The 12,051-nt window shown below is 42.6% G+C and carries 11 protein-coding genes and 1 pseudogene; 10 read left to right on the forward strand and 2 right to left on the reverse strand.

Annotated elements, in window-relative coordinates; translation table 11 throughout:
• Positions 1-10 precede the first annotated feature (10 nt).
• Positions 11-349 (forward strand): nitrogen regulatory protein P-II, encoded by a 339-nt coding sequence (gene glnB / locus M1F03_RS07420; RefSeq protein ID WP_004912721.1) that lies wholly within the window; start codon positions 11-13, stop codon positions 347-349.
• A gap of 445 nt (positions 350-794) precedes the next feature.
• Here glnB and hmpA read toward each other — a convergent pair.
• Positions 795-1,997, reverse strand: a pseudogene (gene hmpA, locus M1F03_RS07425) (NO-inducible flavohemoprotein); the annotation flags it as partial.
• 349 nt (positions 1,998-2,346) lie between these two features.
• Between hmpA and glyA the strand changes: the two are divergent.
• Together glyA and M1F03_RS07435 are read left to right on the forward strand one after the other, a co-directional pair.
• On the forward strand, positions 2,347-3,600 hold the full coding sequence (gene glyA / locus M1F03_RS07430; protein WP_154625167.1) for a serine hydroxymethyltransferase: 1,254 nt from the start codon (positions 2,347-2,349) through the stop codon (positions 3,598-3,600).
• 80 nt (positions 3,601-3,680) lie between these two features.
• Entirely contained in the window at positions 3,681-4,832 is a 1,152-nt protein-coding gene (locus M1F03_RS07435; RefSeq protein WP_251463918.1) for a 3-phenylpropionate MFS transporter, read from the forward strand.
• Positions 4,833-5,077: 245 nt separating this feature from the next.
• Here M1F03_RS07435 and suhB read toward each other — a convergent pair whose 3' ends face one another.
• On the reverse strand, positions 5,078-5,881 hold the full coding sequence (suhB, locus tag M1F03_RS07440) for an inositol-1-monophosphatase (RefSeq protein ID WP_154625165.1): 804 nt from the start codon (positions 5,879-5,881) through the stop codon (positions 5,078-5,080).
• 124 nt (positions 5,882-6,005) lie between these two features.
• Here suhB and trmJ point away from each other — a divergent pair, with 124 nt between their 5' ends.
• The 7 genes from trmJ to hscA all read left to right on the forward strand — a co-directional run bounded on the left by trmJ (position 6,006) and on the right by hscA (position 12,050).
• Entirely contained in the window at positions 6,006-6,737 is a 732-nt protein-coding gene (gene trmJ / locus M1F03_RS07445) for a tRNA (cytosine(32)/uridine(32)-2'-O)-methyltransferase TrmJ (RefSeq protein ID WP_251463920.1), read from the forward strand.
• A gap of 106 nt (positions 6,738-6,843) precedes the next feature.
• Complete coding sequence (iscR, locus tag M1F03_RS07450) at positions 6,844-7,341, forward strand: Fe-S cluster assembly transcriptional regulator IscR (protein WP_154625163.1); 498 nt, start codon at positions 6,844-6,846, stop codon at positions 7,339-7,341.
• Positions 7,342-7,459: 118 nt separating this feature from the next.
• Positions 7,460-8,674, forward strand: coding sequence for an IscS subfamily cysteine desulfurase (locus M1F03_RS07455; RefSeq protein WP_154625162.1), 1,215 nt, complete (start codon positions 7,460-7,462; stop codon positions 8,672-8,674).
• A 24-nt stretch (positions 8,675-8,698) separates the two neighbouring features.
• On the forward strand, positions 8,699-9,085 hold the full coding sequence (gene iscU, locus M1F03_RS07460) for a Fe-S cluster assembly scaffold IscU (protein ID WP_154625161.1): 387 nt from the start codon (positions 8,699-8,701) through the stop codon (positions 9,083-9,085).
• A gap of 150 nt (positions 9,086-9,235) precedes the next feature.
• Complete coding sequence (gene iscA / locus M1F03_RS07465; protein WP_004921385.1) at positions 9,236-9,559, forward strand: iron-sulfur cluster assembly protein IscA; 324 nt, start codon at positions 9,236-9,238, stop codon at positions 9,557-9,559.
• A gap of 107 nt (positions 9,560-9,666) precedes the next feature.
• Positions 9,667-10,188, forward strand: coding sequence for a co-chaperone HscB (gene hscB / locus M1F03_RS07470; protein ID WP_154625160.1), 522 nt, complete (start codon positions 9,667-9,669; stop codon positions 10,186-10,188).
• Between the two features lie 11 nt (positions 10,189-10,199).
• Complete coding sequence (gene hscA, locus M1F03_RS07475; protein WP_251463922.1) at positions 10,200-12,050, forward strand: Fe-S protein assembly chaperone HscA; 1,851 nt, start codon at positions 10,200-10,202, stop codon at positions 12,048-12,050.
• The last annotated feature ends 1 nt before the right edge of the window (position 12,051 follow it).

The raw sequence follows: 12,051 nt of genomic DNA on the forward strand, positions 1-12,051 counted from the left end.
GGAACTATTTATGAAAAAAATTGATGCAATTATAAAACCTTTCAAACTGGATGATGTCCGAGAAGCCTTAGCTGAAGTTGGGATTACTGGTATGACGGTAACCGAAGTGAAAGGTTTTGGTCGTCAAAAAGGCCATACTGAATTATACCGTGGCGCAGAATATATGGTGGATTTCTTGCCAAAAGTTAAAATTGAGATCGTTGTGCCTGATGACATCGTTGAAAACTGTGTCGAAACGATCATGCAAACGGCTCAAACAGGCAAGATTGGTGACGGCAAAATTTTTGTCTATGATGTTGCCCGTGTTATCCGAATTAGAACAGGGGAGCAAGACGAGGAAGCGATTTAACCAGCAACCCTCATCTTATTTTGTGTCATCACCTTGTGCTCTTCTTTTGCGGGCCCTAGTGACATACTTGTGTATGTTCTTAGGGATCCGCACCATCAATATCCAGCGGAAGCATTATATTTTTCAGGCGTTGTAACGCTCTCGAAGCCCTATTATCGTTGTATCAATCCCTCATTGTGTAACTCCTGATTTCTGCCATTGAGCTGGTTTTGTGTGTGCTCGCACAGCTCTTTTTTATGGCTATTTAGCGATACATCACCCCTGTTTTATCGAAGCCAACGCTCAGGAAAATAATGGTAGAGGGGATTGAGTGTGGGGAAGGGAAGGTTAATCTGTCAAGCAGTAAAAGATATCGCTGGTTTGATAAAAGGCGGTAATGGCATAAACACAGGAATGGGATTAGAACAGTGTTTAATATGCGAAACCATTACCGCTAAATTTTAAATTAGTTTAAGGATAGGACTTTGTGAGGGCCAAAACACTCATAATGAATATTATCTTCAGATATCCCCATTTCAATCAATTGCTTACCAATGTATTGCATAAAACCAACGGGGCCACAAAAATAGAAGTGCATATTCGGCTCTACAAGCCACTCTTTTACTTGTGAAAGATCCATCAATCCACTGAATTGATAGTCGAAACCTTGCTTATCTTCTGAACGAGGCTGATTAAACCATACCGCAGAGTGACTGTTTTGATGATGAGTTAAATGCTTGTTAACTTCATGCTGGAACGCATGAACCGCACCATTTTCCGCTGCGTGTAGCCAATTGATTTGTGCCTCATGGCCTTCTTTTGTTAACTGATTGAGCATACTCAACATTGGTGTTAAGCCGACCCCCGCAGAAATTAGCGTGACTGGGGTTTTATTATCAATATCAATGAAGAAATCGCCACATGGTGGCGCTAAGTAAACAATATCACCTTCATTGAGATTTTGATGGATATGGTTAGAAACAATACCTTTATCTTCTCGTTTTACAGCAATACGATAGCTGCGACCATTTGGTGCGGTCGTGAGTGAATATTGGCGGATCTCTTGATTGGCCAAACTATCATCATTGATATAGAGGGTAATATATTGTCCCGGACGATAATCAGCGACAGGTTGACCATCGACAGGTAAAAATTCAAAACTCGTGATGACATCACTTTGTGCTTGTTTAGCGGCAACTCGGAATTCACGTAAGCCTTCCCAACCACCGACTTTATCGGCATTTTGACGATAAATCTCCGCTTCACGGTGGATAAAAATATCAGCGAGAACACCATAGGCTTTACCCCACGCATCAAGGACTTCTTGGCCTGGGCTGAGTAATTCATCAATGGCGGCCAGTAAGTTTTCGCCAACAATTGGGTAATGTTCAGGTTTGATGTTTAAACTTGCATGTTTTTGCGCGATTTTTTCTACCGCAGAAATTAACGCTTCTGGGGTTTCAATGTGTGTTGCATAAGCACAAACAGCATTAAATAACGCCTCGCGCTGTGAACCGTTACTTTGATGCGTCATGTTAAAAATATCTTTTAGCTCAGGATGTTGCTTGAACATTCTTTCATAGAAGTGAGCCGTTAATTTTGGTCCTGTCGCAGCAATGGCTGGAATGGTTGATTTAACAATGGCGATAGTTTGGCTGTCTAGCATACAGGTTCTCCTGAAATAATTTCATTAGAAGATGAATTTTTATAACATGCATTTTTAATACAACTTATAACTTTTAATACACAATGTAAATAGGTCTATTACAAAAAGAGTTGAAAAATAGAGGCTTTATAAAATCAGATAGAAAAAAACAGTATTTAATGTTTTTACAGTGTGAATATGACTGATTTTATCTCGATACAACCGAACTCTTTTTAGGGCAATTAAAATATATGCAAACGTTTGCGTATATTTTTTCTTTAGGGCTATCACCCTGAAGAAAAAGAGTTTACACTGTGTGCTATTGCGATAGTTTTGTTATCAACTTATTGAATGGCTGAGGCAGGAGAAGCGAATGTTAAAGCGTGAAATGAATATTGCAGATTATGATCCACAACTGTGGGAAGCAATGGAGAAAGAAGTTCAACGTCAAGAAGAACATATTGAATTAATTGCTTCAGAAAACTATACCAGTCCACGAGTTATGCAGGCTCAAGGATCTCAGCTAACAAATAAATATGCCGAAGGTTATCCGGGTAAGCGTTATTATGGTGGGTGTGAGTATGTTGACGTGGTTGAGCAGCTAGCAATCGACCGTGCAAAAGCGCTGTTTGGTGCAGACTATGCAAACGTACAGCCTCACTCAGGTTCACAGGCTAACGCAGCTGTTTATATGGCGTTACTGCAACCCGGTGATACCGTATTAGGTATGAACTTGGCGCACGGTGGTCACTTAACGCATGGCTCACCAGTTAACTTCTCCGGTAAGCTGTATAACATCGTTCCTTATGGTATCGATGAAAGCGGTAAAATCGACTATGAAGACATCAAAGCACAAGCTCAGAAACATAAGCCAAAAATGATCATCGGTGGTTTCTCTGCTTATTCAGGCATTGTTGATTGGGCTAAAATGCGTGAAATCGCAGATAGCATCAATGCTTACCTATTTGTTGATATGGCTCACGTAGCGGGTCTAATTGCAGCAGGTGTGTATCCTAACCCTGTTCCTCATGCACACATCGTAACGACAACAACACACAAAACCTTGGCGGGTCCACGTGGTGGCTTAATCTTAGCGAAGGGTGGTGATGAAGAGCTGTATAAAAAACTAAACTCCGCAGTATTCCCTGGTTCTCAAGGTGGTCCGCTAATGCATGTGATTGCGGGTAAAGCGGTAGCACTGAAAGAAGCGATGGAGCCTGAATTTAAAACGTATCAACAGCAAGTTGCTAAAAATGCGAAGGCAATGGTAGAAATTTTCCAGCAACGCGGCTATAAAGTAGTGTCTGGCGGTACTGAAAATCACCTATTCTTAGTTGATTTGGTTGATAAAGATATCACAGGTAAAGATGCAGACGCAGCATTGGGTCGTGCGAATATCACGGTGAACAAAAACAGTGTTCCTAACGATCCTAAGAGTCCATTTGTTACCTCTGGTATTCGTGTAGGTACACCAGCCATTACGCGCCGTGGTTTTAATGAAGCGGATGCGCGTGAGCTGGCGGGCTGGATGTGTGATGTTCTGGATAACCTCAATGATGAAGCGACCATTGAAAGTACCAAACAAAAAGTATTGAATATTTGCGCAAAATACCCAGTTTACGCATAAAATTAAATTAATTTAATTTTTTAAACCCGCTTCTACACGTTGGTAAAAGCGGGTTTTTTGCATTGAAAAAAGGAGGAATAATGGTAATCCCATCAACTCGCTGGCTGGCGATTGATTATTTTACCTATTTTTTCGCTTACAGTATTTTTCTACCATTCTGGCCTATATGGTTACAGGGGGAGGGAATTGATGCTGAAATGAGCGGGATACTGTTGGGGGTTGGACTCGCTGCACGTTTCCTTGGTGCAATGTTCATTACACCGATGGTAAAGGATCCATCAAGCCTCATTAATGCATTAAGAATATTGGCGGCATTATCGTTGTTATTCTCTGTCGCTTTTGCGTTTGGCTCCCATTGGGCATGGCTATTTTTTGTCATGGTTGGATTTAATTTATTTTTTGCACCATTGGTGCCACTCGGTGACTCATTAGCGGGAACATGGCAAAAACAATTTCCATTCGATTATGGACAAATTAGGCTTTGGGGCTCCATTGCTTTTATTATTGGCTCGATAGTTATGGGCTATTTTGCTGATATATTAGGTCATAAATCAATTATGGCGGCCTTAATTATTAGCTGCTTAGCGTTATTACTCACGACGATGTTAAAACCCGCCATCATGCCTAAAGGCGCCCCGATGGTTGCAAATGAAGATAAGGTGTCTTTTAAGCAACTTATTGCCGATAAAAATGTCGTTAAGTTTTTAATTTGCGTCACCTTACTGCAAGGTGCTCACGCAGCATACTATGGTTATGCTTCGTTATTTTGGAAAGAGGCTGGCTACTCAGATGTTGTGATAGGTCGATTATGGGCGCTTGGCGTTGTAGCTGAAGTGATTGTTTTTATGTTGAGCAAGAAGTTATTTCGCCGCTGGAGCTCGCGTAACTTACTTTTACTCTCTGCTGTGAGTGGAATTATCCGTTGGGGACTCATGGGGGCTTTCACTTCATTACCTATTCTCATTATCGTTCAAATATTGCACAGCGGTACTTTCACGGTATGTCATTTGGCGGCAATGCGTTTTATTAGTGCGCGCAAAGAGAATGAAATTATTCCATTACAAGGTGTTTATTCGGCATTAGCCACGGGGGGAGGGTTAGCGATTATCACTGTCATGGTGGGGGCTATTTATGAACGGGTTCCCGATCAGCATGGCATTGTCTTTTATTTAATGGCTCTTTTGGCAATTCCAGCTTTGTTTATACGACCAAAAATCGCTGCACACTCATAGAATCATACACTTAGGTATATTCGAGCCATATTGATAACAGAATATACTGTGATGAGAAGTATCTGTGCATGAACTCACTGCTCAGGATGCTAGGGCCATTATACCGTCGACTAATCAACACGAGTGCGATTTGGGGATGATGAGAGGAAAGGCAAGAAAATAGTGAGTATGACTTTAGACTTTGTCATAAATGAAAGACGTTGAGCGATGCTCAACGTCTTTTTCATCATGATACGACAACGCGATCAACGTTTTAATGCTTCTGACAGCTCTTCACGCATAACAGACAAAATATCTTTCACGATGCGTGGGCTACCCGCAACAATGTTACCTGAAGCTAAATAGTTATGGTTACCTACGAAGTCAGTCATGATGCCGCCTGCTTCACGCATAATTAGCTCACCACCCAAGAAATCCCAAGGTTTCAAACCAATTTCATAGTAGGCATCAACACGGCCAGCGGCGACATAGCATAAGTCTAAGGCTGCTGAACCTGTACGGCGGAAGTCAGCACAGCTATCAAACATTTTGCTCATGATATTCATGAACACAACGGAATGTTGTTTTTGTTTGAAAGGGAAGCCAGTAGCAACGATTGCCCCATCTAATTCGCGAGCATCAGCACCACGCAGACGATAACCGTTTAATTGTGCACCTTGGCCACGAACAGCGCTAAATAACTCATTACGCATTGGATCGTAAACCACTGCAACTTCAGTACGGCCTTTAACACGAACAGCGATAGATACAGAAAAATGTGGGAAGCGTTTGGTGAAGTTTGTCGTACCATCCAGTGGATCAATTACCCATTGAATATCATCTTCTTTACCGAGTAATTCACCACTCTCTTCAGTAATGATGGTGTGCTCTGGGTATGATTTACGGATGATCTCGATAATGAAATGTTCAGCTTCACGATCGACATTGGTAACGAAGTCATTGGAACCTTTTTGTGAAATCTGGACATTGTCAGGCGTTTCATAGCTTTTAGCTATATGATTACCGGCCTTACGTGCTGCACGTATGGCGATATTAAGCATCGGATGCATGGGCTTTTTCCACTGGAATGTTAAAGAACGAAAAACATTGAGTGGGCGGATTATATAGATGTTCGTCACAATAAGCAATTTTGTGTTAAACTCTTGCGATTATTTTTTGAAAAACGACTAAATCATGTTAGACAATATCCGCATTATTCTTGTTGAGACCTCACACACAGGCAATATGGGCTCTACAGCCCGCGCTATGAAAACGATGGGGTTATCCAATCTTTATCTTGTTAATCCTCAAGTACAACCTGATTCACATGCCATTGCGCTCTCTGCGGGGGCCAGTGATGTCATTGGCCAGGCAACAATTGTCAATTCGTTAGATGAAGCATTAGAAGGGTGTCAGTTAGTGATTGGCACTAGTGCACGCTCACGGACACTCTCTTGGCCGATGGTTGCGCCACGTGAATGTGGAGAAAAATCAGTTGAGCAAGCGAAAACGGTGCCTGTTGCCATTATTTTTGGTCGTGAGCGTATCGGGTTGACCAATGAAGAATTGCAGAAATGTCAGTACCATCTCTATATTCCAACCAACCCCGAATACGGTTCGCTCAATCTGGCGATGGCAGTGCAGTTAGTCAGTTATGAAATTAGAATGGCATATTTAGCCTTAGATGAAAAAAATGCGGTTAACTCAGATTCGTCTGAGGTAGAATATCCCCCTGCACAAGATATAGAACGTTTTTATGTGCATCTTGAAAGCGTATTGAATGAGTCTGGGTTCATTCGTAAGGCACATCCGGGATTAATTATGAATAAATTAAGACGGTTATTTACCCGTGCTCATATTGAAACCCAAGAGCTACATATTTTACGCGGTATCCTGACGTCGATGGAAAAATGGGCTAAAAAATGAGTGGTTACTCCGTGCAGAATACTTGAGTAAATTAGTCAGGTAAATAGTTGACTAAATTAGTCGGGAATGTCACAATTGGCCTATATTTTACCACGGAGTATATGTTATGAGACTCACTTCCAAAGGACGTTATGCAGTAACGGCGATGCTAGATGTCGCATTACACTCTCAGACAGGGCCTGTGCCCCTAGCTGATATTTCTGAGCGTCAGGGAATTTCCCTCTCTTATCTTGAACAGCTTTTCGCTCGCTTACGTAAAAACGAGCTCGTGTCGAGTGTTCGTGGTCCAGGTGGTGGTTACCTACTTGGCCGAGATGCCGATCAAATTTTTGTTGCTCAAGTCATTGCTGCGGTTGATGAATCTGTTGATGCGACGCGTTGCCAAGGTAACAAAGAAGGTTGCCAAAATGGTGATCGTTGCCTGACTCATGCGCTATGGCGCGATTTAAGTGACAGAATTACGAGCTTCCTTAGTAGCATTAGCCTTGATGAGCTGGTTAAGAATCAGGAAGTGATGGATGTTGCCGATAGACAAGATAATGAAAAACGTCGTGCAACATTAGGTGGACTTTCACCTGAAACAATTATTAATGTCCGTGCTTAATTATACAATATTTTAATAAATTGCAGTTAGATACATAACGTGGTGGCGTTTCAACCATTAAGCACCGCAAGTATCATTGGAAAATGAAGACAACGTTGTCTTTTGGAGTAAGTGAGCAATGAAATTACCGATTTATCTTGATTATTCAGCAACAACACCGGTAGATCCCCGTGTTGCTGAAAAAATGATGCAATGTCTAACAATGGACGGCATTTTTGGTAACCCCGCTTCGCGTTCCCACCGTTTCGGTTGGCAAGCAGAAGAGGCCGTTGATATTGCACGTAATCAAATCGCTGAATTGGTGAATGCCGATCCACGCGAAATTGTCTTTACTTCTGGCGCAACAGAATCTGATAATTTGGCGATCAAAGGTGCTGCTAATTTCTATCAAAAGAAAGGCAAGCACATTGTTACTTGTAAAACGGAGCATAAAGCCGTTTTAGATACTTGCCGCCAATTAGAACGCGAAGGTTTTGAGGTGACATACCTCGCTCCGCAAAAAAATGGTTTGATTGATCTGAAAGAGCTAGAAGCTGCTTTACGTGACGACACCATTCTTGTTTCTATTATGCATGTGAATAATGAAATCGGTGTTGTACAAGATATCGCGGCTATTGGTGAAATGTGCCGTAGTCGCAACATTATTTTCCATGTCGATGCAACTCAAAGTGTCGGAAAACTGCCTATCGACTTATCAGCTCTGAAAGTTGATTTGATGTCATTCTCTGCACATAAACTGTACGGCCCTATGGGGATCGGTGCTCTTTATGTACGTCGTAAACCACGTGTTCGCCTTGAAGCTCAACAGCATGGTGGTGGTCATGAGCGCGGTATGCGTTCAGGTACATTGCCTGTTCACCAAATCGTCGGTATGGGTGAAGCTTATCGCATCGCGAAAGAAGAAATGGCCGAGGAATCTGCACGGTTACGTGAATTACGTTTACGCTTGTGGAATGGGATTAAAGATATTGAAGAAGTGCACCTTAATGGTGACTTAGAGAACGGCGCGCCACATATTCTGAATGTCAGCTTCAACTATGTTGAAGGTGAATCGCTGATGATGTCTCTCAAAGATTTGGCTGTATCTTCAGGTTCTGCATGTACCTCTGCAAGCCTTGAACCTTCTTATGTTTTACGTGCACTGGGAATGAATGATGAACTTGCACATAGTTCAATTCGTTTTTCTTTAGGGCGCTTTACAACAGAAGAAGAAATTGACTATGCAATCAAACAGATTCATGGCGCAATTGGCCACTTACGTGAACTGTCTCCTTTATGGGAAATGTTCAAAGACGGCGTAGATCTTAACAGCATCGAATGGTCTCACCATTAATCAGACAGTTTCAGGAGCTTAAAAATGGCATATAGCGAAAAAGTAATCGATCATTATGAAAATCCACGTAATGTGGGTTCATTTGATAATAGCGATCCAAGTGTGGGTAGCGGTATGGTTGGTGCGCCTGCTTGTGGTGACGTGATGAAACTGCAAATTAAAGTCAATGATGATGGCATCATTGAAGATGCACGTTTCAAAACCTACGGTTGTGGTTCAGCCATCGCTTCAAGCTCACTCGTGACTGAGTGGATGAAGGGCAAAAGCCTAGACGAAGCAGAAGCGATTAAAAATACCGCTATCGCGGAAGAGTTAGAATTGCCACCAGTGAAAATTCACTGCTCAATTCTAGCGGAAGATGCAATTAAAGCAGCCATTGCGGATTATAAAAGCAAACGCCAAGGCAAATAATGCTTAAATTCCGGCCTCTAGGTTGTAGAAACATAGATAAATAAAATCTGTGCGACAGAACCATTGGTCGGTATAATAATGATGATTTTGAAGGCGGATGCTGCGATTAAGTGGGTATCTGCCTTGTTTGTTTCTATAGTGAGGTTCGCAATGTCTATTTCTCTAACAGAAAGTGCTGCGCAACGTATTCAAGCTTTTCTTGCAAGCCGTGGTAAAGGCGAAGGTTTACGCCTTGGTGTGAGAACATCCGGTTGTTCAGGAATGGCTTATATTCTCGAATTTGCAGATATTATCAATGAAGAAGACACTGTGTTCGAAGATAAGGGTGTCAAAGTGATCGTTGATGGCAAAAGTATCGTCTATTTAGATGGCACTGAGCTGGATTTTGTCAAAGAAGGTTTAAACGAAGGCTTTAAATTTAATAACCCTAATGTCAGCAGTGAATGCGGCTGTGGGGAAAGCTTTCACGTATAACGTCTTTCTATAGACAATATTCTTAACCAATGCGCTTTTCGTGAGCTACACGATAGGTAGGTGCTGTTAAACGACATTGGTATTCTAGTTCGAGAAACTAAGCACTTATGGATTATTTTACTCTTTTTGGGTTAACACCCAGCTATGCGATAGACAATGAACAACTAGCTCAATGTTTTCAATCGCTACAGCGTCAATATCATCCAGATCGCTTTGCAACCTGTACTGAACAGGAAAAAATGCAAGCGCTTCAGCAGGCTGCAACCATAAATGCGGCTTACCAAGCCCTTCGTCATCCACTAAAACGTGCAGAATATCTGTTGTTATTACAAGGTATTGATATTAATAACGAACAACATACTATGCATGATACTGCATTTTTAATGGAACAACTTGAGCTACGCGAAGAACTAGACAATATCGAGCGCCACAGTGAGGCGAACGATTTACTCACTGAGTTTATGGCTAAAGTAAAACAGATGCAAAAAACGCGCTCTCTTGTGATGGTTGAACAACTTGATCGTGAGCAGTGGGAACAGGCGGCTGACACAGTACGAAAATTACGTTTTCTCGATAAACTGCAACAACAGGCAGAACAGCTCGAAGAACGTTTACTGGATGATTTTTAAGAGAAACGATTATGGCTTTACTGCAAATCAGCGAACCGGGTATGACGGCTGCACCTCACCAACGTAAGTTAGCAGCGGGTATTGATCTCGGCACAACTCACTCTTTGATAGCGACTGTGCGTAGCGGTGAGGCGGCGGCTTTGCCTGATCACGAAGGACGCTATTTATTACCTTCTGTTGTTAATTATCAGGCTGATAATAAACAGGTCGGCTGGGCAGCGAAACAATTAGCTGAACGCGACCCTGTAAATACCATCATCTCCGTCAAACGGATGGTGGGGCGTTCATTGGCCGATATTCAACAGCGTTATCCTGAGCTACCTTATAATTTTACGGCAAGTGAAAATGGTTTACCGTTTATTCAAACCGCTGCGGGGCAAGTTGATCCGATTCAAGTCTCTGCTGACATTTTAAAAACGCTAGCGAAGAGGGCAGAAGCAACGTTGGGGGGGGAAATGGACGGTGTGGTGATCACTGTTCCTGCTTACTTTGATGATGCCCAGCGCCAAGGTACAAAGGATGCAGCCCGTCTTGCAGGATTGCATGTCCTGCGTTTGTTAAATGAGCCTACGGCTGCCGCTATTGCTTATGGTCTTGATTCAGGACAAGAAGGGGTTATTGCCGTTTATGATTTAGGCGGAGGAACATTTGACGTTTCTATCTTACGCCTGAGTCGTGGTGTTTTTGAAGTGTTAGCGACAGGTGGCGACACAGCCTTGGGTGGTGATGATTTTGACCATGTGCTAGCACAGTGGATTGCAGAGCAAGCAGGCTTAGTCACTCAAGGTAACCACCATTTAACTCGTCAGTTATTAAATGTCGCTACAGACGTTAAAATTGCCCTCAGTGAGGCAAATACAGCATCAATTAACTTGCCACAATGGCAAGGTGAAATTCAACGTGATGTCTTTGAGCAACTGATCCAAAACCACGTAAAACGTACACTGATGGCGTGTCGTCGTGCCTTGAAAGATGCACAAGTAGAGCCAGAAGATGTACTTAATGTGGTGATGGTTGGTGGTTCGACGCGTGTGCCTCTCGTCAGAAATAAAGTGGGCGAGTTCTTTGGCAAACAGCCCCTTACCTCGATTGATCCAGATAAAGTGGTTGCAATAGGAGCGGCTATTCAAGCGGATATTTTGGTCGGAAACAAACCGGATAGCGACATGCTATTATTGGATGTGATCCCTCTATCTTTAGGCCTTGAAACAATGGGCGGATTGGTAGAAAAAATTATTCCCCGTAATACCACGATACCTGTAGCACGAGCTCAAGAATTTACCACGTTTAAAGACGGGCAAACGGCGATGTCGGTTCATGTCGTTCAAGGTGAGCGTGAGATGGTTGCTGATTGTCGTTCATTAGCCCGCTTTACATTACGTGATATTCCTCCGATGCCAGCGGGGGGCGCACATATTCGTGTCACCTTCCAAGTTGACGCGGATGGTTTATTAAGCGTGAGTGCCATGGAAAAATCGACAGGCGTTGCAGCTTCGATTCAAGTCAAACCATCATATGGTCTCACGGATACTGAAATTTCAAGCATGATTAAAGATTCAATGACTAACGCGCAAGATGATCTTAGTGCGCGCCGCTTAGCGGAGCAAAAAGTTGAAGCTGCAAGAGTCCTTGAAAGTTTGACAAGTGCATTAGCACAAGATGCCAATCTATTGACTCCAGAAGAAGAGTCAGCGATTGATAATGCAGTCAATATTTTAATTGAAGCGGTAGAAGGTACAGACCCTACCGTTATTGAGAATGCCATTAAACAACTGGATAAGCAATCACAGGAGTTTGCTGCGCGTCGAATGGATGCTTCTATTCGTCAAGCGTTATCAGGCCAATCTGTGGATGAGATATAAT

Source organism: Providencia sp. PROV080, assembly GCF_033688105.1.
GTDB classification, from domain to species: domain Bacteria; phylum Pseudomonadota; class Gammaproteobacteria; order Enterobacterales; family Enterobacteriaceae; genus Providencia; species Providencia zhejiangensis.